27 protein-coding genes are annotated in these 25,485 nt (G+C 72.1%); 13 read left to right on the top strand and 14 right to left on the bottom strand.

All coding sequences use genetic code 11. The annotated features are described in order from the left end of the window. Positions 1-6 precede the first annotated feature (6 nt). On the bottom strand, positions 7-1,599 hold the full coding sequence (locus DZA62_RS23945) for an MFS transporter (RefSeq protein ID WP_157987870.1): 1,593 nt from the start codon (positions 1,597-1,599) through the stop codon (positions 7-9). A gap of 66 nt (positions 1,600-1,665) precedes the next feature. Between DZA62_RS23945 and DZA62_RS23940 the strand changes: the two genes are divergently transcribed. Then, the gene (locus tag DZA62_RS23940) at positions 1,666-2,292 is read left to right on the top strand and encodes a TetR/AcrR family transcriptional regulator (protein ID WP_116951462.1); all 627 of its coding nucleotides are present in this window, start codon (positions 1,666-1,668) and stop codon (positions 2,290-2,292) included. A gap of 48 nt (positions 2,293-2,340) precedes the next feature. On the opposite strand, the gene DZA62_RS23935 is transcribed toward DZA62_RS23940, so the two are convergent. Continuing rightward, positions 2,341-2,790 carry a GNAT family N-acetyltransferase gene (locus DZA62_RS23935; RefSeq protein ID WP_116951461.1) on the bottom strand — a complete coding sequence of 150 codons (450 nt, stop codon included), beginning with the start codon at positions 2,788-2,790 and terminating at the stop codon, positions 2,341-2,343. A gap of 4 nt (positions 2,791-2,794) precedes the next feature. After that, positions 2,795-3,211, bottom strand: coding sequence for a peptide-methionine (R)-S-oxide reductase MsrB (gene msrB, locus DZA62_RS23930; protein WP_116951460.1), 417 nt, complete (start codon positions 3,209-3,211; stop codon positions 2,795-2,797). A 312-nt stretch (positions 3,212-3,523) separates the two neighbouring features. Between msrB and DZA62_RS35905 the strand changes: the two genes are divergently transcribed. Genes DZA62_RS35905 through DZA62_RS23920 form a run of 3 tightly spaced genes read left to right on the top strand, consistent with a single transcriptional unit; the run spans position 3,524 to position 4,975 of the window. Beyond that, the gene (locus DZA62_RS35905) at positions 3,524-3,685 is read left to right on the top strand and encodes a hypothetical protein (RefSeq protein WP_157987869.1); all 162 of its coding nucleotides are present in this window, start codon (positions 3,524-3,526) and stop codon (positions 3,683-3,685) included. Then, complete coding sequence (locus tag DZA62_RS23925) at positions 3,682-4,674, top strand: recombinase family protein (RefSeq protein WP_116951459.1); 993 nt, start codon at positions 3,682-3,684, stop codon at positions 4,672-4,674. The genes DZA62_RS35905 and DZA62_RS23925 overlap by 4 nt, the downstream gene beginning before the upstream one ends. A gap of 43 nt (positions 4,675-4,717) precedes the next feature. Next, on the top strand, positions 4,718-4,975 hold the full coding sequence (locus tag DZA62_RS23920) for a hypothetical protein (protein WP_116951458.1): 258 nt from the start codon (positions 4,718-4,720) through the stop codon (positions 4,973-4,975). A 499-nt stretch (positions 4,976-5,474) separates the two neighbouring features. Here DZA62_RS23920 and DZA62_RS35900 read toward each other — a convergent pair whose 3' ends face one another. From DZA62_RS35900 to DZA62_RS23890, 6 genes are all read right to left on the bottom strand, one after another. Next, positions 5,475-5,693 carry a hypothetical protein gene (locus DZA62_RS35900; protein ID WP_157987868.1) on the bottom strand — a complete coding sequence of 73 codons (219 nt, stop codon included), beginning with the start codon at positions 5,691-5,693 and terminating at the stop codon, positions 5,475-5,477. A gap of 191 nt (positions 5,694-5,884) precedes the next feature. Continuing rightward, positions 5,885-6,784, bottom strand: coding sequence for a tyrosine-type recombinase/integrase (locus DZA62_RS23910; RefSeq protein ID WP_116951456.1), 900 nt, complete (start codon positions 6,782-6,784; stop codon positions 5,885-5,887). 49 nt (positions 6,785-6,833) lie between these two features. After that, complete coding sequence (ligD, locus tag DZA62_RS23905) at positions 6,834-7,898, bottom strand: non-homologous end-joining DNA ligase (RefSeq protein WP_116951455.1); 1,065 nt, start codon at positions 7,896-7,898, stop codon at positions 6,834-6,836. Further along, on the bottom strand, positions 7,895-8,491 hold the full coding sequence (locus DZA62_RS23900; protein WP_116951454.1) for a hypothetical protein: 597 nt from the start codon (positions 8,489-8,491) through the stop codon (positions 7,895-7,897). The genes ligD and DZA62_RS23900 overlap by 4 nt, the downstream gene beginning before the upstream one ends. Positions 8,492-8,589: 98 nt before the next feature. Next, complete coding sequence (locus DZA62_RS23895) at positions 8,590-9,654, bottom strand: ATP-dependent DNA ligase (RefSeq protein ID WP_116951453.1); 1,065 nt, start codon at positions 9,652-9,654, stop codon at positions 8,590-8,592. Between the two features lie 32 nt (positions 9,655-9,686). Then, on the bottom strand, positions 9,687-10,373 hold the full coding sequence (locus tag DZA62_RS23890) for a pyrimidine reductase family protein (protein WP_198664114.1): 687 nt from the start codon (positions 10,371-10,373) through the stop codon (positions 9,687-9,689). A gap of 23 nt (positions 10,374-10,396) precedes the next feature. On the opposite strand from DZA62_RS23890, the gene zapE reads away from it, so the two are divergent. Both zapE and DZA62_RS23880 read left to right on the top strand, forming a co-directional pair. Beyond that, positions 10,397-11,431 (top strand): cell division protein ZapE, encoded by a 1,035-nt coding sequence (gene zapE / locus DZA62_RS23885; protein WP_116951452.1) that lies wholly within the window; start codon positions 10,397-10,399, stop codon positions 11,429-11,431. 79 nt (positions 11,432-11,510) lie between these two features. Next, complete coding sequence (locus DZA62_RS23880; RefSeq protein ID WP_116951451.1) at positions 11,511-12,071, top strand: DJ-1/PfpI family protein; 561 nt, start codon at positions 11,511-11,513, stop codon at positions 12,069-12,071. Positions 12,072-12,144: 73 nt separating this feature from the next. Here DZA62_RS23880 and DZA62_RS23875 read toward each other — a convergent pair whose 3' ends face one another. Beyond that, a complete protein-coding gene (locus DZA62_RS23875) occupies positions 12,145-14,106 on the bottom strand; it encodes a HelD family protein (RefSeq protein ID WP_232827585.1) in 1,962 nt (653 codons plus the stop codon). 18 nt (positions 14,107-14,124) lie between these two features. Between DZA62_RS23875 and DZA62_RS36985 the strand changes: the two genes are divergently transcribed. From DZA62_RS36985 to DZA62_RS35895, 5 genes are all read left to right on the top strand, one after another. Beyond that, positions 14,125-14,502 (top strand): hypothetical protein, encoded by a 378-nt coding sequence (locus DZA62_RS36985; RefSeq protein WP_232827584.1) that lies wholly within the window; start codon positions 14,125-14,127, stop codon positions 14,500-14,502. Next, the gene (locus tag DZA62_RS23870; RefSeq protein WP_116951449.1) at positions 14,499-15,341 is read left to right on the top strand and encodes a PPK2 family polyphosphate kinase; all 843 of its coding nucleotides are present in this window, start codon (positions 14,499-14,501) and stop codon (positions 15,339-15,341) included. Before DZA62_RS36985 ends, DZA62_RS23870 begins: the two co-directional genes overlap by 4 nt. Before the next feature lie 149 nt (positions 15,342-15,490). Continuing rightward, on the top strand, positions 15,491-15,916 hold the full coding sequence (locus DZA62_RS23865) for a DUF6220 domain-containing protein (RefSeq protein ID WP_157987867.1): 426 nt from the start codon (positions 15,491-15,493) through the stop codon (positions 15,914-15,916). Continuing rightward, positions 15,913-17,808, top strand: a complete 1,896-nt coding sequence (locus DZA62_RS23860) for a multicopper oxidase family protein (RefSeq protein ID WP_116951447.1) — start codon at positions 15,913-15,915, stop codon at positions 17,806-17,808. Before DZA62_RS23865 ends, DZA62_RS23860 begins: the two co-directional genes overlap by 4 nt. Before the next feature lie 100 nt (positions 17,809-17,908). Next, a complete protein-coding gene (locus DZA62_RS35895; RefSeq protein WP_157987866.1) occupies positions 17,909-18,241 on the top strand; it encodes a hypothetical protein in 333 nt (110 codons plus the stop codon). On the opposite strand, the gene DZA62_RS23850 is transcribed toward DZA62_RS35895, so the two are convergent. Further along, positions 18,150-18,662 (bottom strand): MarR family winged helix-turn-helix transcriptional regulator, encoded by a 513-nt coding sequence (locus tag DZA62_RS23850; RefSeq protein WP_116951445.1) that lies wholly within the window; start codon positions 18,660-18,662, stop codon positions 18,150-18,152. The genes DZA62_RS35895 and DZA62_RS23850 overlap by 92 nt on opposite strands. Positions 18,663-18,749: 87 nt before the next feature. Here DZA62_RS23850 and DZA62_RS23845 point away from each other — a divergent pair, with 87 nt between their 5' ends. Continuing rightward, positions 18,750-19,682, top strand: coding sequence for an NADP-dependent oxidoreductase (locus tag DZA62_RS23845; RefSeq protein ID WP_116951444.1), 933 nt, complete (start codon positions 18,750-18,752; stop codon positions 19,680-19,682). Positions 19,683-20,158: 476 nt separating this feature from the next. Then, positions 20,159-20,875 carry a class II aldolase/adducin family protein gene (locus DZA62_RS23840; protein ID WP_116951443.1) on the top strand — a complete coding sequence of 239 codons (717 nt, stop codon included), beginning with the start codon at positions 20,159-20,161 and terminating at the stop codon, positions 20,873-20,875. A 43-nt stretch (positions 20,876-20,918) separates the two neighbouring features. Here the strand turns inward: DZA62_RS23840 and DZA62_RS23835 are convergent, their stop codons facing one another. From DZA62_RS23835 to DZA62_RS23825, 3 genes are read right to left on the bottom strand one after another with little or no spacing between them, the layout of a single operon-like run. Further along, entirely contained in the window at positions 20,919-22,172 is a 1,254-nt protein-coding gene (locus DZA62_RS23835; protein WP_116951442.1) for an MFS transporter, read from the bottom strand. 38 nt (positions 22,173-22,210) lie between these two features. Continuing rightward, on the bottom strand, positions 22,211-24,340 hold the full coding sequence (locus DZA62_RS23830) for a tripartite tricarboxylate transporter permease (RefSeq protein ID WP_157987865.1): 2,130 nt from the start codon (positions 24,338-24,340) through the stop codon (positions 22,211-22,213). A gap of 45 nt (positions 24,341-24,385) precedes the next feature. Then, the gene (locus DZA62_RS23825; RefSeq protein ID WP_157987864.1) at positions 24,386-25,420 is read right to left on the bottom strand and encodes a Bug family tripartite tricarboxylate transporter substrate binding protein; all 1,035 of its coding nucleotides are present in this window, start codon (positions 25,418-25,420) and stop codon (positions 24,386-24,388) included. Positions 25,421-25,485 lie beyond the last annotated feature (65 nt).

The raw sequence follows: 25,485 nt of genomic DNA, 5'->3' as shown, positions 1-25,485 counted from the left end.
AGGTGGTCAGTCGCGGCGGTGGTCCGCGGGCTGCTCGCGTCCCGCCACGTGATCGGCCTCGCCGTGCGGTTCCTCGTCGATCCGGGCGGTCCGCAGGCCCCAGAAGACCAGCACGGCGAGCACGGCGAGTCCGGCGACGGCGAGCAGATAGGCGTCACGGGTGGCGACGGTGAACGCGTCCTGGGCCGCCGCGGTCAGCCGCGCCGCCAGATCCGCCGGGAGGTCCTCGGCCGCGGTGATGGCCCCGCCGATGCTCTGGACGCTCTGCTCCGCCGCCTCGTCGTCCAGCCCGCTCGGGACGGTGTCCTGGAGGGTGCGGGAGTAGCCGAGGTAGGCGATCGTCCCGCCCAGCGCCAGCCCGGACGTGTTGCCCAGGCTTCCGCCGACCTCCTGCAGCGACTGCGCGGAGCCGGTCTGCCGCACGGGCGCGTGGGTCAGCACGACGTTGGTGCCCAGGGCGAACACCGGCGCCACGCCCACGGCCATCAGCGCGGCGGCACCGACGAGGAGAGGCGTGGACGCCCGCGGCCCGGCGGCCACCACCACGAGCAGGGCGACGGCACCGGCCAGGGCCACGAGCACCCCCAGCCCTATGGCGTAGCCGGGGCGAAGCCAGCGAAGCAGCACGGGGGACGCCGCCGTCGCCGCCACGGAGGCGAGGGCCGGAATCACCAGCAGCGCGCCCGCGGCGAGCGTGGAGTGGCCGACCACGACCTGGAGATACTGCGCGAACTGGAGGTCGGCGCCCGCGGTCGCCGTGATGACCAGCCAGATCGCGACGAGCCCCAGCGAGAACGGGACGGACCGGAGCAGCGTCAGGTCCAGCAGCGGGTCGACCAGGGTCCGCTGGCGGCGCACGAAGGCGGCGAGCAGCACCACGCCGGTGACCGCCGCCAGCCCGTGGGGGACGTTCCAGCCGCCGGCGGCGAGTTCCTGGACGCCGTAGACGATTCCGACGATGCCGGCCACGGACAGTGCGACGCTGATGACATCGATGCGGCCGGTTCCGGTGCCGCGGACCGACGGCAGCAGGCGAGGAGCGAGCAGGGCCACGGCGAACGCGATCGGGACGTTGACCAGGAAGATCGAGCCCCACCAGAAGTGCTCGAGCATGACGCCACCGAGCGGCGGTCCCAGCGCCATGCCTCCGGAGAAGGCCGCCATGAACAGGGCCACCGCCGTCGAGAACTGCCGCGGGACCGGGAACATGCGACGGATCAGGGCCATCCCCGCCGGCGCCATGGTGACCGCCGAGGCGCCGAGCAGCATCCGGGCCAGGATCAGCAGCTCCACCGTCGGCGCGAAGGCCGCCAGTCCGGAGGCCAGACCGTAGCCGAGCATGCCGAGGACGAGCAGCCGGCGGGGTCCGAACCGATCCACGAGCCGGCCGGCCGTGAGGACGAGGCCGGCCCCGGCGATGTCGCCGATGTGCAGGACCCACAGCTGCTGCGTGCCCGACGGCAGCAGATCGGCCGCGATGGTCGGGATGGCGAGGAACAGCACGGTCATGTCGAGGGCGGCCATGAAGACGGGCACCATGAGCAGCCCCAGCCCGGTCCACGCCCGGGTGTCGGCTCTGGCTGCTGGGCGATCCGGCATGGACGACACCACGGCTCCTTTACGCTACGCTCCGTTTCGTATTCATTTTAAGGTACGGTGGAGGGCATGGCTACCGGCAGGGGCCGGCCCCGGGACACCCAGATCGACGCGGCGGTGCTGCAGGCCACCGCAGAGGCGCTCGATCACCACGGGTATCGCGGCGTGGTCATCGAGGACGTGGCCCGCCGGGCGGGCGTCAGCAAGACCGCGGTCTACCGGCGGTGGCCGAACCGGCACCGGCTGACCCTGGCCGTCCTGGCGGAGCGGGTGGGCAGGATCGAGGCGCCGAGCACCGGCTGCACACTGTGCGACCTGCACGAATGTCTGACGCTGATCACTCACGCCTTCCGTCGCCTCGGGGCGGGGACGCTCGCCCAGCTCATCGCCGAGGGCGACGACGATCCCGCCGTGCAACAGCACCTGACCCAGGCCGTCCTCGACCCGCCGCGACGGGCGGTGCACCGGACCCTGTTCGAGGCGCGCCGGCGCGGCGACCTCAGGAGCGACGTCGACCTGCCGCTCACGGTCGACGCCCTCAGCTCACTGGTCTTCTACCGCCTGCTCCTCGGCGCCGACCCGATGGATCCGCACGAGATCGAGGCGGTCGTCATCGCCCAGTTGCGCGGTATCGCCACCGATGCCGACACCCTGTTGCGCGAGGCCACCGAGCACGAGGAGCACCACCCGCACTGAGGCGTCGCGGCGGCAGCGCGCGCCGCCGGCCCGGACACCGGGCCGGCGTCACCGAGGGGCGGGACGGGTCATCGGCAGGTGCGGGATGCTGCCGTCGAGGAACTCCGGGCCGGTGACCTCGTAGCCGTACCGGGCGTAGAAGTTCGTCAGGTGGGACTGCGCCGCGAGCACGGATCGACGGTCGCCGATGCGATCCAGCGCCGCGTCCATGAGCCGGCCCGACAGGCCGCCGCCACGGGCGTCGGCGGCGACCACCACGCGGCCGATCCGGGCCGTGCCGTCCGGGTCGTCGAGGATGCGCAGGTAGCCGACCGGCTCGTCGCCGCGGGCCAGCCAGACGTGGACGGCCGTCGGCTCGAGGTCGCGGCCGTCCAGCTCGGGGTAGGGGTCACCCTGCTCGACGACGAAGACGTCGGTGCGCAGGCGTAGCAGCCGGTACAAGGTCGGCGCGTCGAGCTGGTCGATGGTGGCGGTGTGCAGGGTGAGGTCGGCGGTCACCGGCTCAGTGTGCCGGATCGGTCTCGCGCCGCTGCAGCGAGATGCCGTTGATGCAGTACCGCAGGTCGGTCGGGGTGGCGAAGCCCTCACCCTGGAAGACGTGGCCCAGGTGTGAGCCGCAGCGGGCGCAGCGGACCTCGGTGCGGACCGTGCCGAAGGAGCGGTCCTCGATGTACTCGACGCGGTCCTCGGCGAGCGGAGCGTAGAACGACGGCCACCCGCAGTGCGCGTCGAACTTGGTGGCGGACTCGAACAGCTCGGCGCCACAGGCCCGGCAGGAGTAGACGAACGGCTGGTCGTCGGCGTGCTCCAGCGGGCTGGTGAAGGCGCGCTCGGTGCCCGCCTCGCGCAGCACGTGGTACTCCTCCGGCGTCAGCTCGGCCCGCCACTCGCCCTCGGTCTTCTCGATCTCATAGCTCATACCCGGAGAACTCCCCGAACAGTGGCCGGATTCCCTGGTCAGTCGAAGGTCGCGCGGCGCGACGGCTGGACCCGCAGCGGCTCGCCGGGCATCTTCGGGGTGTCTTACTGCTATGCGACATGCTTGACCAGGAAGAGCGCGGGTCAGGGCGGAGCAGAAGTCGCCAGGTTATCCGGCGAACCACAGCGGTTCCAGCCTCCAGGCGGGAGACCAGCGGAGATCCACCTCCGCTGGCTCCCTCGACCACCTCACCAGGGAGGCGACGGTGAACACCACCGTACCGAGCAGGCGCCTGAGTATCGAGCGTCAGCCATGAGCCCCGACCAGCTTGCCCAGGTGGCCATCGAGGACCTGGCCCGCATTGAGGCCGGCCTGGCTCAGGCGCGGGTCATCCTCGCCAACACTGATGATGTCGCCACGCAGGCGCGGCAGAGCCTCACGGCTCTCCGCGACGCCACCACGGACCAGCCATGAAGCTCGTTGCGTGCCTGCGGGTGTCGAGCACGGGCCAGCTCGACGGCTATGGCCTCGACGCCCAGCGCCGAGACATCACCTTGTGGGCCAAGGCCCATGGGCACCGGCTCATCTCGTGGCACCATGACGTCGTCTCGGGCACGGTAGACGCAGCCGACCGCCCAGGGCTGTCCGCTGCCCTGCTGGACCTCGTACGCGCAGAGGGCCTGATCGTGGCCAGGCTCGACCGCCTGGCCCGCCAGGTCACCACACAGGAGGCCATCCTGGCCGCAGTCTGGCGGCAGGGCTACCAGGTGTTCGCTGCCGATCAGGGCGAGGTGGTGAAGGACGATCCTGACGACCCGATGCGCACGGCCATGCGTCTCATGATGGGCGTCTTCGCTCAGGTGGACCGCATGCTGATCGTCAAGCGGCTCCGGGATGGTCGAGAGGCCAAGGCTGCCACGGGCAAGAAGGCCACCGGCTCCTACGCGTTCGGCTACAAGGGTCACGGCAGGGGCCGTGACCGGGACCTGTGCCTGACCCGGTCGAGCAGGGAACCGCGGCTCGGATCGTGGAGCTTCGCCAGTCCGGCGCCTCCTGCCGCACTATCGCGGCCACGTTGGACCTGGAGGGCCGAAAGCCCAGGCGGGCCAGGCAGTGTGCTGGCAGGCTTCGGCGCTGGCGGCTATGTCATCTACGAGCAGCAGAAGCAGATCGATGAACTCACCGGCACCGTGCAATCTCTGGACCAGGCGAGCCGGGGCAACGCCCGAAGCGCCGATGTCGACACGCTTCGCCAAGAGACGGCGGAAGCGCTCCAGGCAACGCTTACCAGGCTCGAAGGCCTAGAGACTCAGGTCGGGGACGACCTGTTCTCGCCGGCCTTCCCAGGCGATGGGCTGGAGGATCGCCTGGCCGACGTCGAGCGGGACCTCAGGAACGCTCAGCAGCGCGTGAGCCAGGCCTGCAGCGCCTTGCTCCTCGCGGGAGTGATGCCAGGCTGCTGATCCAATCGACACTCAGTCGAACACCAGTTCTACTCTGGTGCTTGTGGTCACGCGCTACGCCAACGAGGAGCACCCGCCCCAGGGCATCCCGCCCAACAACATGGGCCGGATCCAGGTGTTCGTCAGGTTCGTGGACGACGCGGGCGCGGAGCGCTACCTGCCAGCCACCGCCATGCGATGGACCACCATCCACGTGATGGTCAGCTACGTGGGTGAGGGCTACCCCGGTCGCCCGAACGCGGCGTCGCTGGCCTGGCTACGAGCTGAGGACGTGTGGCGAGTGATGCAGCGTCGGCGCTAGATCCCGACTCAGCCTGGGGCGTGGGTCACGAGCGCGGAAGAAGCCCCGACGCGGAGCCACTACAGCACGCGTCGGGGCTTAGCTGGGATCACCGGTGTTGACGCACCTAACCCAGCCACAACCGATCCTATCTGTTGACGGGAAGCTTGGCTCGATGTCATCCTGATCAGCTAACTACATCGGGAATCCGCCCGAAGTAGTCCAGAGATGGGCTACCGGGCGGGCTGTTGACGCGGTTCACTCGGTTGCCCTCAGCACTTGGGAGGAACACCCCAGTGAGCCACTACAGCAGGCGAGGACATACGACGTTGGAGCGCTTGGAGAGGCTCCGTCGTCACACCAAGATCATGGGTCAGATCCTTCGGGATCTCTGGCCGCTGTTCGTGGTGGCGTTCTTGATTCGGATGTGACCTTGGATCGGGTCGGCTAACCACCGGGCCGCCAGGGAGCGAACGGGGATCGGCGAGAGCCGATCCCCTTCGTGGGTCAGGGGCTCGCTTCACGCCGCGATCAGGTCATCGTCCTCTTCGTCATCCCACTCGATGACTTCGAACGGGTCATCGTCCTCGGGTGCGTCACGGCCGGCGTCCTCGCCGGCAGACATCTCGAAGTCTGCGTAGTGCCAGGAGAACGGGACCGGTCCGACTGACAGGTCGGCGCTTCTCGGCGGGAACCTCAGCCCCAGAGTCAGCGCCTCGTTCCACTCCCGGAGCGTCACGCACGACGCGTGCACCGGAGCTGTTGACCCTGGCTCCAAGGTGAACTCCAGCCTGGCTGGCTGGCCCTGGACCAGCTCGCCACATCTCCGGCACTCGACCGCGCGTACCCGGACTATCGGGCTGATCATTGAGAGCGCCAGGCGTCGGCACATGACCGCCCTGGCGTACAGGTCGAGCCGCGCTCGACGTGCTACAGCCGGTCGCCCAGCCGCTTAGCCCGGAACGCCTGCCGGGCTCGCTCGTCCGCCGCCGACTGTCCGTACACCGCCAACATGGCATCCGAGGTCCAGCCCATGATGCGCTTGAGGTCCTGCTCCTGGCCGCCCGTGGCCAGCCAGTTGTGCGCGAGGCTGTGCCGGAACTGGTGCGCGTGCAAGTGGTCGAGCCCGGCACGCTCGGCGAGGCGGCGCAACCGGTCGTCGATGCCATCGGCCGTCAGTGCCCCGCGCTTGCCGAGGAACAGCCCAGGGGAGTGGGCGTGAGGATGCTGCCGGCGCATCCGCAGGTACCTGTCCAGGGCGCGGCCCGTCTTCGGGCCGAACGGCACGACGCGTTCCTTGCGCCCCTTGCCGACGACCCGGATCACCTCGTAGTCGTCCAGGTCGAGGTCATCGACACCGAGGCGGGCGCACTCGGAGATCCGCACGCCGCAGTCGAACAGCACCCGCAGGATGGCGGTGTCTCTACGGTCGGTGAACGAGGTCCCGCCGCACGCCTTGAACAGGGCGGTGACCTCAGCGTCGGGGAGCACCGGGACGGGCTTGGCCGCAGCCTTCGGCTGCTCCAGGCCCTCCATCGGGGAGCGCTCCAACTCATCCTCGACCACGAGCCAGCGACAGAACCGCCGCAGCCCCCGGAACCGGGTGGAGAGCGTATTGGTGGCCATCCCGGAGTCGGCGAGGTCGGCCAGCCAGGCCGCGATGGCCGACCGGGTCAGCTCGTCCTTCGTCGCCGGCCGACCCTGCGCCGTGAGCCACTCGGAGAAGAACCGAACCGACTGGTGGTAGATGGTGATCGTACGTTCGGCCTTGTCGGCGGCGCGCAGGTCGCGCCGGAAGGACTTGAACAGATCCTCAAGGAGTTCGGCCACAAGTACAGGTTATCCGGAGAACGTGTGGCATGCTGGTCATCAAGTCGCGTCAGGAAGGCTCATCCGCGCTGGTGGGACGCTTGGCTCGACTGGGCTGGACCCGCAGCGGCTCGCCGGGCATCTTCGGGTACTCCGGCGGATACGGCAGGTCGCCGAGGTCGTGGTCCTTCTCGTCGCGGGCGGCCAGTTCGAGCAGCGGCTCGAGTGAGTACGCGACGTCGGCCACGGCGGCGTGGAGGTCGCCGACCTCGGCGAAGCGGGCCGGCATGGTGGTGACGTCGAAGTCCTCGGGCCGGGCGTCGTCGACCTCGTCCCACGACAGCGGCGCCGACACCGTGGCCCGCGGCCGGGGCCGGACGGAGTAGGCGGAGGCGATGGTGCGGTCGCGGGCCATCTGGTTGAAGTCGATGAAGATGCGCTCGCCCCGCTCCTCCTTCCACCAGTCGACGGTGACCTGCTGGGGCATGCGCCGGTTCAGCTCGCGCCCGAACGCGATGACGGCACGGCGGGCCTGGACGAAGTCCCATTCGGGGCGCACCGGGACGTACAGGTGCATGCCGCGCCCGCCGGACGTCTTCGGGAAGCCGTCCATGCCGAGCTCCTTCAGCAGCGCCCGCGCCTCGTGCGCCACCTTGACGGCGTCGGCGTAGTCGGTGCCGGGCTGCGGGTCGAGGTCGATGCGCAGCTGGTCGGGGTGCTCGGCGTCGGGACGGCGGACCGGCCACGGGTGGAACGTCAGCGTGCCGAGGTTCGCCGCCCACACGACCACGGCCAGCTCGGTGGGGCAGACCTCGTCGGCGGTACGGCCGCTGGGGAACGCGACGGTGGCGGTCTCGACGTAGTCGGGGGCGCCCTTGGGGATGCGCTTCTGGTAGAACGCGTCGCCGCGGTTGTCCTGCCGCGTGGACAGCTTGGCGCCCTCGAAGACGCCGCCGGGCCAGCGCTCCAGCGTCGTCGGCCGCTCGCGCAGGGCCCCGAGGATGCCGTCGCCGACGGCCAGGAAGTACTCGACGACGTCGAGCTTGGTGAGACCGCGCTCGGGGAAGTAGACCTTGCTGGGGCTGGAGACCCGGACCTGGCGCCCACCGGCCTCGACCTCGATGGCCTCCCTCATGCCGTCCCCGACGTCGTGCCGGCGGCGCCGCCGTTGGTCTCGCGCCGGGCCCGCTCGGCTGCCTCGGCCGCGTGCTCGGCCTCGACCTCGGACTCCCAGTCGGGCTCGCCCTTGGCCAGCAGGTGCAGCACCGGCACCTTCAGGCGGCGCCGGGCGCGCGCCGTCCAGTCGACGTGGAACAGTTCGGCGACGACGTGTGAGCGGGTGAGGATGATGATCTCGGCCGCGCCACACTCCTGCGACAGCGCGCAGAGGCGGTCGAGCGGGTCGGTGGCGGTGACCTCGCCGCCGGCCTGAGCGCCGGCCTTGGCGAACGCCTCGAGCGACTGCGCCAGCGACTGCTTGCTGGCGGCCCGGATCTCTTCGTGCACGCGCTCGAGGTCGGCCTCGTCGACGTACATGGCGGCGGTGCCCATGACCTCACTGGCCGCGAGGGATCCGATGGTCGACTCGACGCGGCTGGCGGCGTCCTCGACCGGGATCAGGACGTGATAGCGGACCGGTTCTGGGGTGTCGGCGTGCAACGCCACGATCTGGCGCGCGTCCCAGTCGGCAACGGGCTCTTCCACGAGGACCACGATGTTGTACGACATGGCCCACCTCCCAAGGGTCGGCACCCGGCTGGATTCCATTCTGACTCAGATGCCGAAGCTTAGGGACGTCGCGCGCCGCATTCCACCTGCAGCGCCGATCAGCCGAGGACGTCGGCGAGGTCGAACTTGATCGGTTCCTCCAACTGCGCGTACGTACACGACGACGGCTCGCGGTCGGGCCGCCAGCGGACGAACTGCGCGGTGTGCCGGAACCGGACGCCCTCCATGTGGTCGTAGCGGACCTCGACGACCCGTTCGGGACGTAGCGGGACGAACGAGAGATCCTTCCCGGCGCTCCACCGGCTGTACTCGGCGTTGCGCGGTGTGCGGGTGCCCTCTTCCTGCTTCGCCCACGACCACGGGTGGTCGTCGAACGACGTGACCAGCGGCTGCAGTTCCTCGAACAGCTCTTCGCGGCGCTTCATGGGGAACGCCCCGATGACGCCGACACTGGCCAGCACGCCGTCGTCGCCATAGAGGCCGAGCAGCAGGGAGCCGACGCGGTCGGGGCCGCTCTTGTGGACGCGGTAGCCCGCGACGACGCAGTCGGCGGTGCGCTCGTGCTTGATCTTGAACATCACCCGTTTGTCGGGCGCGTAGACGCCGTCCTGCGGCTTGGCGATGACGCCGTCGAGCCCGGCGCCCTCGAACTGGTGGAACCACTGCTCGGCCAGCGACTTGTCGGTGGTGGCGGTGGTGACGTGGATGGGCGCCCGCGCCGCGGCGAACGCCTCGACGAGGGCGGCGCGGCGCTCGCGGAACGGTCGCTGCGTGTAGTCGTCGTCGCCCAGGGCGAGCAGGTCGAACGCGACGAACCTGGCCGGCACGGTCTCGGACAGCATCTTCACCCGGCTGGCGGCGGGGTGGATGCGCTGCTGCAGCATCTCGAAGTCGAGGCGGTCGCCGGACTCGCCGACCAGCACGATCTCGCCGTCGACCACCGCGCGCTCGGGGAAGTTCGCCTTCACGGCCTCGACCAGCTCGGGGAAGTACCTCGTCATCGGCTTCTCGTTGCGGCTGCCGATCTCGACGTCGTCGCCGTCGCGGAAGATGATGGACCGGAAGCCGTCCCACTTGGGCTCGAAGCTGAGGTCGCCGTCGGGGATGCCCTTGACGGGTTTGGCCAGCATCGGCGGCACGGGCGGCAGGACCGGGAGTCGCATGGGCCCAGTCTGTACCACGCCGCCGACAACGGTCAGGACCGGCGCGCCACCCAGCGCATCAGCAGCGTGCCCTCGTCCTCGAGGATGTGGCCGAGCGACCAGTCGCTGCGCAGCGATGCGGGCGTCTCGAGCATGCGGTGCGACCGGCCGCCGACCATCGACGGCGTCAGCGTGTAGCAGAGCTCGTCCAGGGCGCCGGCCGCGACGATCGCCGACAGCAGGTGCGGGCCGCCCTCGCACAGGATGCGGGTCAGGCCGCGCTCGGCCAGCGCCCGGACGGCGGCGGGGACGTCCAGCGAGGTCTCGCCGGCGACGACCACGTCGGCGACCTCCTCGAACACCCTCCGCCGGTCGGCGGGTGCGGACGCGCAGGTCAGCACGATGGTCCGGTGCGTCGCCTCGGTGAACAGCGGCGCCGCGGGATCGAGGTCGAGGGAGCGGCTGGCGACGGCGATGGGCCGGTCGACGGGGCCGTAGCGCTCCGCGCGGACGGTTCCGGCGCCGGCCAGGACGACGTCGGCCAGCCGGCGAAGCAGCGAGAGCACCACGCGGTCGGGCGGGCTGGACACCGTCGCCGACCGGCCGTCGGGGCCCTGCGCCGCACCGTCGAGGCTGGTCACCATGTTGGCCCGCAGCCAGGTCGCGCCGGCGTCGAGCGGAGGACAGGCGTAGGCGGCCTCGAGGTCGGCGGTAGCGCCGGGCGGATAGAGCTGCTGCACGTAAGAACCTTACGATTGTCGGCATGCCGGACCGCCTCGCCGGCCGTCGTCCGGACGTGCCGGCGGCGCGCCTCGTCACCGATCTGGTGCCGCCACCGCGGTTCCGCGACGTCAGCTTCGACGGCTACCGCACCGATCCCGCCGTCCCCAGCCAGGCCGCGGCGGTCGACGCCGCGCGGGCCTTCGCTGCCGCCGCCGGCGACGGTGACGGCGAGCGGCGCCGCGGGTGGTTCCGGCGGCCGTCGGGCGCGGCCCCGGGTGCGGGGATCTACCTCGACGGCGGGTTCGGCGTCGGCAAGACGCACCTGCTGGCGTCGCTGTGGCACGCCGCGCCGGTGCCGCCGGAGCGGAAGCTGTTCTGCACGTTCGTCGAGCTCACCAACCTCGCCGGCGCACTCGGCTTCGCGACCGCCGTCGAGGCGCTCTCCGCCCAGCGGCTGGTCTGCGTCGATGAGTTCGAGCTGGATGACCCCGGCGACACCGTGCTGGTGTCGACGCTGCTCGGCCGGTTGTCCGAGCGCGGCGTCCGGCTGGCCGCGACCAGCAACACCTTGCCGGACCAGCTCGGCGAGGGCCGGTTCGCGGCGGCGGACTTCCTCCGCGAGATCCAGCGACTGGCCGCGCGGTTCACCGTCGTCCGGATCGACGGTGAGGACTACCGGCACCGCGGGCTGCCGTCGGCGCCGCCGCCGGTCGACGACGCGCTCGTCACGTCCTCGGCGACGGGGGAGGGCGTCACGCTGGACGACTTCGACGCGCTGGTGGCGCACCTGGCCACCGTCCACCCGTCGCGGTACGGACCGCTGCTCGACGGCGTCCGCCGCGTCCACCTGCGCGGGGTGCGCACCGTCGACGACCAGTCGACGGCGCTGCGGCTGGTCGTGCTGGCCGACCGGCTCTACGACCGTGACCTCGCCGTCGTCGCCGGCGGAGTGCCGCTGGACCGGTTGTTCACGCCGGAACTGCTGGCGGGCGGGTACCGCAAGAAGTACTTCCGCGCGGTGTCCCGTCTGACGGCGCTGAGCAGGGACGGCGCGGCCTCTCTCGGATCGCGATAACCGCACTGGCAGCGGCGGCCGGCGCGGGCGGAGACTGGCGAGTGTGCAGAGTCCGTAGCGCGACGAGGAGGTCCGACCCATGCCCAAGGTGCTCATCCTGACCGGCGACGCGGCCGAGGATCTGGAGTTCTTCTACCCGTACCAGCGGCTGCTCGAAGAGGGCTACGAGGTCGACGTCGCGGCGCCGTCGGTGAAGAAGCTGCAGTTCGTCGTGCACGACTTCGTCGACGGGTTCGACACGTACACCGAGAAGGCCGGCCACAGCTGGCCAGCCGACATCGCGTTCTCCGACGTGAACGTCGACGACTACGTGGCGGTCGTGGTACCCGGCGGCCGTGCGCCCGAGTACATCCGCAACGACGCCGACGCCCAGCGCATCGTCAAGCACTTCATGGACAGCGGCGCACCGACGGCCGCCCTGTGCCACGGCCCGCTGCTGCTGGCCGCCGCGCAGACTCTCTCCGGACGCCGGTCGTCGGCCTACCCGGCGCTCGCGGTCGACGTCGAGACCGCAGGCGGCACCTACGTCGACGGCGCCGGCGTGGTCGACGGCAACCTGGTGACCGGCCGTGCCTGGCCCGACCACCCACAGTGGTTCGGCGCCTTCATGGAGCAGCTGCGCAAGGCAGCCCCCGTCTGACGCTCGCTACGGACGAATGGTTGGCGGTCTGGTGGCGCCACGGCACCACCAGACCGCCAACCATCGATTCGGCTCAGGCGAGCATCGGCGGCAACGGCTCGGCGTGCAGCAGCACCAGCCGCTGGGTGGGCCGGGTGACGGCGACGTACAGGTCGGTGGCGCCGCGGACGGACTCGGCGAGCAGTTCGGCCGGCTCGACCACCAGGACGGTGTCGAACTCGAGGCCCTTGGCCTGGCCGGCGGTCAGGACGGCCACCGGCGCGTCCAGCGCGTCGGCCGTCGAGGCGCGCGACACCGCGACCGGCAGCGCCTCGGCCAGCGCGCCGTGCACCTCGTCCAGCCGTGCGGCCGGCACGAGCACCGCCAGCCGCCCGGAGCCGACGGCCTTCAGCTCGGCCGACACCTCCGTCGCCAGCTGCTCCACGAGGTCCAGCGACGACCACACCGGCACCGTGCGCGGCTGCTCGCCGGTCGAGCGCACCGACGTCGGCGGCTCCAGCGCGGGGTCGATCGCGTGCAGCACCCGCGCCGCGAGATCCATCACCTCGCTCGGCGTCCGGTAGTTGACCGACAGTGTCTCCTGCCGCCACCGGCCCGGCACGTGCGGCTCGAGCACGTCGGCCCACGACCGCGCGCCCGCCGCGGAGCCCGTCTGGGCGATGTCGCCGACGACGGTCATCGAGCGGCCCGGCGCCCGGCGCATGACCATGCGCCACGCCATCGGCGACAGCTCCTGAGCCTCGTCGACGATGACGTGCCCGAACGCCCACGAGCGGTCGAGCCCGGCCCGTTCGGCGACGCTGCGCCGCGCCTCGCCGCCGCGGTACCGCTCTGCCACCAGCGTGGGATCGACCGGGATCTCCAGCTCCAGCTCGTCCAGCAGGTCGCGGGCGTACTGGATCTCCGCCTCCTCGCGCTGCCGGGCCAGCCGGGCCGCCTCGCCGGGGTCGTCGATCTCGCCGAGCAGCTCCGCGGCCTCGTCGAGCAGTGGCACGTCGGCCGTCGTCCACGGCGCGTCCGGCGACCGCGACAGCAGCGCCCGCTCGGCCGCCGTGAGGTCACCGCCTGCGGAAGCGAGCAGCGACGGTGAGGCGAACAGCTCGCTCAGCAGCCGCTGCGGCGTCAGCGCCGGCCACAGCTCGTCGACGACGGCGGCGACGGCCGGCTCGGCGGCGAGGTCGGCGCGGATCTCGGCGAGGTCGTCGTCGTCCAGCGACTCGCCCAGCACCCGGGCCTGCTCGTCGGCGAGGTGGTTGAGCAGCTCGCGGACGAACACGCGGCGGGCGACGTTGTGCGGTTTGCGGGCGCGCCGCGCCCGGGTGCGGGCGGCCCGGACCGCCGACGGTGCCAGCGTCAGCTCGACGCGGTCGACCTTGAGCTCCAGCGGCCCGCCGGGCAGCCGCTGGCGGTCGCGGAGGGCGACGGCGATGACGTCGGCCATGCGGGGGTCGCCCTTGACGACGGCGACGTCGGCGGGGTCGTCGCCGGCCGCCTCGACGCCGGGCACCAACTCGCCGACCGTCGCCAGGACCACGCCGGTCTCGCCCAGCGACGGCAGCACCTGGTCGATGTAGTGCAGGAACGTGCGGTTCGGCCCGACCACGAGCACGCCGGTGGAGCCCAGGCGGTCGCGGTGGGTGTACAGCAGGTAGGCCGCGCGGTGCAGCGCCGCGACCGTCTTGCCGGTGCCAGGCCCGCCCTGCACGACGAGCACGCCGGACAGCGGCGACCGGATGATGCGGTCCTGCTCGGACTGGATGGTCGCGACGATGTCGGACATGCGGCCGGTGCGGTGCTCTGTCAGCGCCGCCAGCAGCGCCGCCTCGCCGCGCAGGTTGCCCTGCCCGCCGGCCGGCATCGCGGCGAGGTCGAACACCTCGTCGTCGACGGAGAGGACCTTGCGCAGCCGCGTCAGGATGTGCCGTCGGCGGACCAGGTCGCCCGGGTCGGCGGCGGTGGCGCGATAGAACGGCTCGGCCGCGGGCGCCCGCCAGTCGACCAGCAACTGCTCGTAGTCGTCGTCGGTGAGGCCCATGCGGCCGATGTAGCTGGTGTGGCCGTCGCGGAAGTCGAGCCGGCCGAAGCACAACCCGCGGTCGACCGAGCCGAGCCGCTCCAGCCGTTCGACGTCGCGGGCGACGAACGCCTCGCGGTCCCAGACGGACGCGTGCGTGCCGCCGTGCTCGCGGTACAGCGTGGCCAGCCGAGCCGTGAGCCGCGCCTTGAGCTCGTCGAGCCGGTCGTACAGGTGGGTGATGTACGGCTGTTCCTCGTCGGAGGCGTCGTCGTGACCGCCCGCCGGCCGGGTGGCCGCGTCGTGCTTCTCGGCGTCGATGACGTTCCCTTTCCGAAGCCGTTCGGTCCCAGCCAGACCGAATCGTCAATTGTACCGGCCCCCGGTCCGGCCTCCTCCGTTACGCTGAATCGATGACTCAGCCGACGTGGTCGTCGCAGCTTCGCCTCCCGTCCGGACCCGTCGACCTCGCGTCGCTCGACACCCGCGGCACCCCCGGCTTCGACGGTAAGAAGGAGGACGGGCAGGCCGCGCTGCAGGAGCTCGGCCCGGTCATCTCCGAACTGCAGGAGCGGCTGTTCGCGGCCGGTCGCAGCGGCGGCGACCAGCGGCTGCTGCTGGTCGTCCAGGGCATGGACACCTCCGGCAAGGGCGGCACCATGCGGCACGCGGTCGGCCTGATGGACCCGCAGGGCGTCAGCATCCGGGCGTTCAAGGCGCCAACGGCGGCCGAGCGGCGCCGCGGCTTCCTCTGGCGCATCCGCCAGGCGCTGCCCGACGCGGGGCACGTCGGTGTCTTCGACCGCAGTCACTACGAGGACGTGCTGGTGGCCCGGGTGCGCGAGCTGGCCCGGCCGGCGGTCCTCGAGGCCCGCTACGACGCCATCAACGAGTTCGAGCGCGAGCTGACCGACGCCGGCTGCGTCGTCGTCAAGGTCATGCTCCACATCTCCGCCGACGAGCAGCGCGACCGGCTGGCCGAGCGGCTGGAGAACCCGGCGAAGTACTGGAAGTACAACCCCGGCGACATCGACGACCGCAAGCTCTGGCCGCATTTCCAGCGCGCCTACGAGATCGCGCTGGAGCGCTGCAACACCGACGCCGCGCCCTGGTACGTCGTGCCGGCCGACCGCAAGTGGTACCGCAATCTCGCGGTGACGCAGCTGCTGGTCGAGCACCTCGCGGCGCTGAAGCTGGACTGGCCGCCGGCCGACTTCGACGTCGACGCCGAGAAGGCGCGGCTGGCGGCGTCGTGACCCGCGTACGTCAGCGGGCGTAGCCGGCGGGCATCCGGCTACGCGGATCTGCGTACCCGGTGCCGTTCCGTAGCGGACGACCCGCACCCCCGTCCGGGCGAATGATCACTCCCGGGACCGGCAGTGGAGCCGGCCCGGAGGGAGCGATCATGCGGAAGATCTTCCTCGGCTTCGCGGTGCTCATGCTCGCGGCGGTCGTGGTGCAGTTCTATCTGGCGGCGGCCGGCGCGTTCGACACCGCGCCCAACGACGAGGCGTTCGACGCCCACGCGATCGGCGGGACGGTGCTGCTCCTGCTGGCCGTGCTGGCGACGATCGTGGCGGCGGTGGCCAAGGCCGGCGGGCGGCTGATCGGGATGACCGCCGGGATCGCCGGGCTCGTGCTGCTGCAGAGCCTGATCCGGGTGCTCGCCGACGCGCTGAACGATTCCAGCGACACGTCGACGACCGCCGGCACGCTGGTGTTCGGGCTGCACGCGCTGAACGGCCTGGCGATCATGGGCCTCACCGCCCGGGTGCTCGCCGACGCCCGCCGGCTGGTGGCGTCCCCGCAGCAGCCCTCCGTCGCGGCGTGAGCACCGGCCAGCTGATCGTCCTCGACCACGTCGTCGCGGTCCTGACGGCGGCACTCTGGCTGGCCGCGGGCGCGGTGGCCGCGGCCGGCCGGACGCGGGTGGCGCTGGGCCTGGCCGCCGGCGGCGTGCTGGCGGTGGCCGGCCGACTGGGGCTGGTCGCCGTCCTGGCCGAGCGCGGCTGGTGGTTCGTGCAGGAGAAACTGCTGGTCGGGGTGCCGCTGCTGGTCGTGACGGTGGTGGCCGCGGCGGTGCTGGCCGGGCGGCCACTGCTGCGTGGTGGCGCCCTGCCGCCGGTCGCGGTGACGGCGCTGTTCGCGGTCGGGTACGCGGCGCTGGCCGCGTTCGTCGTGACGTACGTCGGCGGTTATCCGCTGACGTGGAGCGTCGCGCTGCTCGCGCTGGCCGGCGTGGGCGCCGCGGTGCTCGTGACGACGCAGGCGGTGGCCCCGGCGACCGGCGCGGACGGTGTGGCGGCGGCGCCGCTGTCACGGCGCCGGTTCCTCGGCATCGCGGCCGCGGGGGCGGGCGCGGCCGGGGTCGGGCTGGCGTTCGTCCGCGCGCCGTCGGCCGACGCGGGCGGGGGAGCGGCCGCCGTCCATCCGGCCATGCACGGCACCGCGGTGACCGACCTGCGCGGGCCGACGACGCCGGGCGCGGGCGGCACCGTCCGGCCGTACACCGTCACGGCCCGCACGGCGACGGTCGTGCTGGCATCCGGGCACGAGGTCGACGCGTGGACCTTCGACGGCCGGCTGCCCGGGCCGCCGCTGACCGCCGTCCAGGGCGACCTCGTCGAGGTGACGCTGCGCAACGAGGACATCTCCGACGGCGTCACGATCCACTGGCACGGCTACGACGTCGCGTGCGGCGAGGACGGTGCGCCCGGCACCACGCAGGACGTGGTCGGGCCCGGCGCCGAGTTCGGCTACCGCTTCCGCGCCGACCAGGCCGGCACGTTCTGGTACCACACGCACCAGGTCTCCCACGTCGGCGTGCGGCGCGGGCTGTACGGCACCCTCGTCGTCGACCCGCGCGACGCCGACCCCGACGACGTCGACCTCGTCCTGCCGGTGCACACGTATGACGGCGTGCTGGCGATCGGCGACGACGACGGCGTGCGCGAGGAAGCGGCCGAGCCGGGTGCGTCGGTCCGGCTGCGGCTGCTGAACACCGACTCCGAGCCGCACCGGTTCGGGCTGGCCGGGACGGCGTTCCGGCTGGTCGCCGTCGACGGGCGAGACGTGCACGAGCCCGGCGAGGTGTCCGAGCGGGCGTTGCGGCTGCCCGCGGGCGGCCGGTACGACGTCACGTTCACGATGCCGGACGGGCCGGTCGCGCTGACGGTGGACGGCTCGGTCCGGATGCGGCTGGGCGGCGACGGCGACCCGGCGACGGGCGCCTGGGCCGAGCTGGACCCGCTGCACTACGGCGCACCGGCGGAGGTGCCGTTCACGTTGAACACCCGGTACGACCGGCACTTCACCATGGTGCTGGACCGCGGCGCGGCGATGGTCGACGGCGGGCCGGCGTTCGCGCAGACGGTGAACGGCCGCGGCCACCCGTCCATCCCGGAGCAACTGGTGGCCGAGGGCGACCTTGTCCGCTTCACCGTCGTCAACCGCAGCCTCGAGACGCACCCGTGGCACCTGCACGGGCACGGCGTCCTCGTGCTGGCGCGCGACGGCCGGGCGGCGACCGGCAGCCCGCTGTGGGTCGACACGTTCGACGTCCGCCCGGGCGAGGCGTGGGATGTCGCGTTCGAGGCCGCCAACCCGGGTGTCTGGATGAACCACTGCCACAACCTGCCGCATGCCGAGCAGGGGATGATGCTGCGGCTGCGCTACGACGGCGTCACCGGCCTGGCGGGCGGGCACGGCGATGCTCAGCACTGACCCGCCGGACGTCGGCCCACCGGATGTGGGCCCGCCGGATGTGGGCCCGCCGGATGTGGGCCCGCCGGATGTGGGCCCGCCGGATGTGGGCCCGCCGGATGTGGGCCCGCCGGATGCGGGCCTGCCGGACTCCGGTCCGGCGGTCGAGCTGTTGCGCCGCCGGAGCGACGCGATCATCGGCCGGGAGATCACCCGGCTGGCCGGCCGCGCCCGCCGCCTGGGCCCGCACGACCTGGCCGTCGTCGAGGATGCGCTGAACGAGCTGGTGGAGCGGCTGGTGCTGGCCCGGCTCCGGGCCGTCCCGCACCGCGCCGCCGAGGTCGAGCGGCTCTTCGACGTGGTCAGCGCTCCGGCGCCGGGCGAGCGGCCCGCCGCCGGGGCGCGGCGGAGCGGGGCGGCTGAGCGCGCATGTGGTCGCGCACCCGGCCCATGACGTCACCGAGCCGGCGTACGTCGTCGGCCGACAGCGGGTCGAACAGCATGCGACGGGCCACCTGGACGTGACCGGGCAGGATCGCCTCGACCAGCGCCCGCCCCTCGTCGGTGGCGGCGACCAGCGTGGCGCGTTCGTCGTCGGGGCTCGGCCCGCGCGTGATGAGGCCGCGCTGCTCCAGCAGACCGGCCTGGTAGGTGAGGCCGCTGCGGCTGTAGACGACGCCGTCGGCCAGCTGCGTCATGGTGAGCGGGCCGTCCGTCGACGCGAGCCGCGCGAGCAGCTGGAACTGCACGTAGCTGAGGTCGCCCTCGGCTCGCAGGTGCTGCTCGACCTGGTGCTGCAGCAGGTTCGCGGCCTCGGTGAGCGCGAACAGGGTCGCCAGCTCGTGCGGCTCGAGCGCCTCGGGGTCGCCGGTCACGCCGTCACCGTACCGCGCCGTGGTTGTGCTTCGAACTCAAAGCACTTATGCTTCGAGTTCGAAGCAGCCTATCCAGAGGAGAGATCCATGAAGGCAGTGCGGTTCCACGGCTTCGGCGACAGTGGCGTGCTCGTGCACGAAGAGGCCGACCGGCCGGTGGCCGGTGCCGGTCAGGTGGTGATCCAGGTGGCCGGCGCCGCGTTCAACCCCGTCGACGTCGTGATCCGGGCGGGCGTGCTGCCCGAGGTGTTCCCGGTGACGTTCCCGCACACCCCGAGCTACGACGTCGCCGGCGTCGTGACCGAGGTGGGCGAGGATGTGACCGGCTGGAACGCCGGCGACGCGGTGATCGGCTTCCTGCCGATGAACGCGCCCGGCGGCGCCGCCGAGTACGTCGCGGCGCCGGTGGACGTGCTGGTCGCCGCTCCGCGGACCGTCGACCTCGCCGACGCCGCGGCGCTGCCGTCGGCGGGGCTGACCGCCCGGCAGGCGCTGTTCGAGGGCGCCAGGCTGGTGGCGGGGCAGCGGGTGCTGGTCAACGGCGCCGGGGGTGCGGTGGGCGGGTATGCGGTCCAGTTGGCCGTGCGGGCCGGCGCCTCGGTGACGGCGACGGCGAGTCCGCGCAGCCGCGACCGGCTCCGCGCGTACGGCGCGGACGGGATCGTCGACCACACCGTCACGCCGGTCGCTTCGGCGCTGGCCGACGAGGCGTTCGACGTCGTGCTGAACCTGGTCGCGACCGGTCCGGAGGAGACCGCCGCGCTGGTGGGGCTCGTCGCCGACGGCGGCACGTTCGTCAGCACCACCACGCCGGGCCCCGACGACGCCGGCCGGGGGGTGCGGACGGCGCAGGTCTACGTCCGCAGCGACGCGGCGCGCCTCGCCGAGCTGGTGGATCTGGTCGATGCGGGGGAGTTGGCGATCGACGTGGCCGAGCGGCTGCCGCTGGCCGACCTCGCGGCCGTGCACGACCGGGCCGCCGCCGGTGCGCTGGCCGGCAAGACCGTCCTCATTCCGTGAGGGGCTCGAGGGTTCCTCACTCGGCGTGGGCGCACCTCACTCGCCGCGGGACCACCTCGGTGCGCTGATCCGGTCCCGGTCCGGTCCTGACGCGGGTGAGGTGCTCGCCGTCGGGGGTGAGGGCGGGTGGGGCAGGGTCGGTGAGGCGAACCTCGCCGGGCCTCGTGTCACCTCACGGCGACGGCCGGGTCTGGGCTCGCGCCGGCCGCGCCGAACGGCTGCGTCGGGGCGCTTCGCGCAGTTCTCGCCACGTAGAACCCGCCCGTTCGGGTGGGGTGCCCACCCTAGGGGCGGGCACCGACAACGCCGGCGAGCGACGAACGGTGAACGGCGCCGACCGGGCACGGCGCCTGGCGCTGACCGTGCCGCCGCCCGGCCGGTGGTGCACGCGCGCCGGCGGCCCTGCGATCCCCAGCGACCCGTCGCCGACGCCTCCGCATCCATTATCTTGAATCCAACTGCGATCTGGAGGCGTCATGACCGATCCCGAACTCGAGCAGCTCAAGCGCGACCTCGCCACCTGCACCCGGCTGCTGGTGATGGCCGACGTCCTGGACTACAGCGGGCATCTGAGCGCCCGGATCCCCGGCACCGACCGGGTGCTCATCCAGCCGCGCGACGCCAGCCGGGCCGCGCTGACCGCGGACGACCTGCTGGTGGTGGAGCTGGACGGCACGCTCGTCGAGGGCGACGTCCCGCCGCCGGCCGAGACGGCGATCCACACCGGCGTCTACCGCAACCGGCCCGACGCCGCGCTGGTCTGTCACGGCCACCCGACGCTGTCGACGACGTTCAGCATGACCGACCGGCCGTTCCTGCCGATGCGCCACTTCGCCTACCGCGAGGCCGCCGGGCTCGCCGTCCACCCCGACGCCACGCACATCACCACCCGGGAGCAGGGCGACGCCGTCGCGAAGACGCTCGGCGACGCGCACGCCTGTCTGCTGCGCGCCCACGGCACCGTCCTCGTCGCCCCGACGATCCAGGAGCTGCTGATGGACTGCCTGGACCTGGAGGAGAACGCCCGCACGCTGCTGGCGGCCACGCAGCTGACGGCGGGTGGCGGGCAGCTGCGGCCGCTCAGCCCGGAGGAGTGCGCGGAGATCGGCCGCAGCTACAGCCGCAGCCGTCACCGTCCGAACAAGGTATGGGAGCACTACGTGCACCGCGGCACCGCCGCCGGCGTGCTCTGACCGCCATGATCATCAATGATCCAACCACCCATCGGTGGTTGGATCATTGATGATCATGGGGCGGCGGGCCGAGGCGCGACTGGACCGCCGCCACCCGCCGCGCCACCGCCACGGACGCCAGCCCGGCCGCGCCCAGCACCAGGAACGTCTGCGTCAGCGTCAGAACCAGGGTCGCCGCGCCGAACAGCGCCGGCGCGGCGAACTTGCCGACGTTGCGGACCATTCCGGTCAGCCCGACGTACGTCGACCGCAGGCCGGGCGGCGCCAACTCCGTCACCAGCACGTTGTGCGCGACCCCGTACACGCCGTCCTGAGCGCCGAACACCAGCATCGCGATGATCGCCAGCGCCACCCACTCGCCGGCCGCCATACCGCTGACGGACAGCGCCGCGACGACCAGGCTGCCGCCGATCAGCTGCGCCGACGTCCACCGCCCGGCCAGCTTCTCCGTCAGCGCCGCCGTGAGCGCGGCGATCGCCGCCGACACGCCCATCACGACGCCGACGGTGGCGGGCGACAGCCCGAGCTGACCGGTCGCGAGCAGCGGGTAGTAGGTGATGACCGGGAACTTGAACACGAACCGCATCGCGGCCAGCACCTGCACCCCGACCACGGCCGGCGCCCTCAACACCGCCCGCATCCCGCCGGACGACGGCGGCGCGGCCCCCGCGGACCCCGCAGAGCCCGCGGTGCCCGATTCCGGCGCCGGACGCCGCAGCGGCGGCAGCACCCGCCAGGCGAGCACCGCCAGCGGGACGGCCAGCAACTGCAGCGCGAACGGTGACGACCAGCCCAGCCCCCAGGCGATCAGCAGGCCGGCGGCGATCGGCAGCACCGCCTCGGCGATGGCCATCGCGATGATCCGCCGGCTCTGCCCGCGCGCCGCCGCGGCACCCGTCGGCGCGACGTCCCCGATGATCCCCACCGTCAGCGACAGCACGGCGCCGAAGGCCGCACCCTGCACGAAACGGATCGCCAGCAACGTCCAGAACGACACGTCCAGCAGCAGCAGCCCGCCGCCGAGGCCGAACAGCAGCAGCGACCCGGCGATCACCGGCCGGGAGCCGACCCGGTCCGCCAGGATGCCGCCGGCCAGCGCCGACAGCACGCTCGGCAGCAGGTAGACGCTGGTGATCAGCGCGACCTCGGCGGAGCTCAGGTCGAACCGGTCCTGGATGGCAGGCAGCGCGGGCGCGATGCCCTGCATGCCGGCCGTCACGACCGCCGCGCCCAGGCTGGCGACCGCGATCACCATGCCCGGCGAGACGCCGCCCGATCCCTCCGTCTGCTCCGCCATCGGCCCGCTGGGTCCCTTCTCGAGTGGGGTGGACGGCGTCAGAACGGCAGCAGCGTGCCGCCCTCCAGTGGCATCCGCAGCACGGAGACGAACAGGAAGTACAGCACCGCCGACGTGACGACGGTGGTGATCACCGTCGTCCGCCAGGTCTCCCGGCCGACGTAGCGCATCAGCAGGAAGAGCACGACCGGGACGGTGATGCCGAGCCCGACCGCCCACACGCCGGCGGCGAACGCGACCAGCAGGATGATCGAGTTGCGCATCCGGGCCGCGAGATCGGCGTTGCCGGCCTCGTCAGCGGCCGGCTCGACGGCGGTCTCCACCTTGGTGGCGGTCTCGACCTGCGTCGCGGTGCCGCGTTCGGTGCCGTCGTCGGCGTTGCCGGCCTCGTCCAGCTGCTCGCGCAGGTCGTCCGGCACGTGCATCATCTGCTCCATGCCGTGGCCGTCGGCGATGACGCCGCCGAACCGGCGCCGCAGCACCGGCACCAGCGCGACGGCCAGGTAGAGGACCACCAGCGCCAGCATGATCGTCGAGATGATCAGCGGGAACGTCCGCGACTGCTCGCGGAAGTCCGTGGCCAGCACCAGCGCGCCCGCCGCGACGACGCCGAGCCCGCCGATCACCAGCAGGGTGCGCGGCCGCGTCGCCGAGCGGACGCCCTCCTCCTTGGCCTCCTCCGAGACCTTCGCCCGCCGGTTCGAGATGATCTCGAAGACGATGACGGCGACGGTGAGGATGACCAGCACCAGCGAGATCGGCCGGGTGACGAACGCGCTGAGCCCGCCGAACGTCTCGACCGACTGCAGATAGGAGCGCTCCACCATCGGGCCGAGCACCAGGCCGAGGATGAGCGGGATGACCGGCATGCCGATCGCCCGCATCGCGTAGCCGAGCAGGCCGAACGCGATGGCCAGCAGCACGTCCGACGTCCGCGACTCCAGGCCGTAGGCGCCGGTCACCGCGAGCACGATGATCAGCGGCGCCAGCAGGCTGGCCCGCACCTTCGTCACCTTCGTCAGCCACGGCGCGAACACGATGCCGAAGCTGGACGAGACGAAGCTCGCGCCGATGATCACCAGGATGCTCATCCACACGATGTCCGGGCTGTCGCGGATCAGGTTCGGGCCGGGCGTGATGCCGTGCATGATCATCGCGCCCAGCACGATCGCCCAGTCCGCGCTGCCGGGGATGCCGAACGCGAGGCTGGGCAGCGCCGCGCCGGCGTCCTTGGCGTCGTTGGCGGCCTCCGGGGCCAGGACGCCTCGCGGGTCGCCCTGGCCGAACTTCGGGTCGCGGACCGTCTTCGCCGCCTGGAAGTAGGCGAGGAACGCCGCCAGCGTCCCGCCGACCGCCGGGATCAGGCCGATGCCGGTGCCCAGCACGGAGCTGCGCAGCAGCAGGAACGGCTTGGTGAAGACGTAGCGCGCGCCCTCCCACACCTGCGACCGGCCCAGCCGCCCGGTGCGGCTCTCCGGCGCCACCTTCTGGTTGTGCACCACCAGGCTCAGCGCCTCGGTGACGGCGAACAGTCCGATCAGCACGACCACCGCGCCGATGCCGTCGTACAGCTCGCCCTGGCCGAACACGTAGCGGACGTCGCCGCCGATCGGGGCGAAGCCGACGAACGAGATCAGCAGGCCGACCATGCCGGCGATCAGGCCCTTGATCATCGAACCGCGCGACGCCACCGCGATGACCGCCAGCCCGAGCACCCCGAGCATCGTCAGCTCCGGGAAGGAGAACGACAGCAGGATGCTGCGGGTCAGCGGGAAGAGCGCGATGATGATCGCGATGCCGATCAGGGACCCGAGGAACGACGCCATCGCCGACACGCCGATGGCGAAGCCGCCGCGCCCCTGTCTGGACAGCGGATAGCCGTCGTAGGTGGTGGCCGCGTTCACCGACGACCCCGGCGTGTTGATGAGGATCGCCGTGATCGATCCGGCGAAGTTCTGGCCGGCGAGGGCCGCGACGAACAGCCCCATCGCCTGCATGGGCTCCATGTCGAAGGTGAACGGAATCATCAGGGCGATGCCCACCGACCCGCTCAGCCCCGGCAGCAGTCCGAAGATCGTTCCGTTGAGCACACCGATCAGGAACCAGAGCAGGAACGACCACGTCGCCATCTGCTCCAGAGCCTGGACCAGGCCAGAACCGAAATCCACGAGCCAAACCTCCTGTCAGGCACGCCGAAGCGTGTCTGCGATCCGTCAGCCGTCGGCCAGCTGGGGCACGAGCTCTTCCATCTGTGTGATCTGGTCCGCGATGGCCGCCTCGGTCTCCTCGGCGGTCCGCGGGACGATCGGCCGGTCGGCCTCCTCGGCCCAGGTGATGAACTCCTCGTCGGCCATCGTGTCGGCGAGGAGGCCGCGCAGGTACTCGGCGACCGGCTCGGGCAGGTCCGGCGGCCCGACGATGACACGCAGCTCGGTGACGGCGCCGGCGAGGTCCGGGAAACCGGCCTCCTCGGCGGTCGGCACGTCCTGCAGCCAGTCGAAGTTCTCCGGCAGCTGGTCCTCGGTGCCCAGGTACATCAGCGGGCGGATGTCACCGGACTCGACGAAGCCGACGAGGTCGGTGCTGCCGTAGACGAAGAAGTCGGCGTCGCCCCGCAGCGCCGCCGTCACGACCTCGGCCGAGCCCTCGGCGCCGTAGGTGACCTGGGCGTCGAGGTCCAGCGCCTGGATGGTGGCGAGGCCGGCCAGCGCCGACGACGACCCCTGCTCGACGGTGATCGCGCGGATGTCCTCCGCGGCGATGAGGTCCTCGATGGTCTCGAACTCCGAGTCCGACGGCACGTAGACGACGTAGCCGTTCTCGTCGACCTGGCCCAGGACGGTGAACTCGCTGGTCTTCCACTGGGCGAGGTCGGGCTCCTGGATCTCCTGCGCGATCGCGGCGGGCATCGGCAGGATGCCGATCGTGTAGCCGTCGGCGTCGGCGTTGAACATCTGGCTGATGCCCTGCGGCAGCGGGGGAGTGTTGCGGATGACGACGTTGACGCCGTCGGGCAGGTGGCCGCGCTGCATCACCTCGGCGATGCCGCGCGAGTAGGTGTCGAAGCCGCCGCCGGCGCTGTAGGGCACGATCCAGTCGATGTCGCGGTCGGGCTCCCACGAGCCGTCGCCGCTGGCCGACGACGCGTCGTCGCTGCACGCGGCGAGGACCAGCGGGGCGACGAGGGCGAGCGCGGCCGCGGCGCTCACGCGGCGGCGGCGCCGCGGGTGGGGTGTGATTCGGGACATGAACTCGTCCAATCCTGAGCTGGGATGTACGAACGAACTCCGGGGTCTCTGGGGTTGCCGCGTCT

This window comes from Jiangella endophytica, assembly GCF_003427025.1.
GTDB lineage: Bacteria > Actinomycetota > Actinomycetes > Jiangellales > Jiangellaceae > Jiangella > Jiangella endophytica.
The sequence above is the reverse complement of the archived record's forward strand: the minus strand, read 5'-3'. Positions and strand labels throughout refer to the sequence as shown.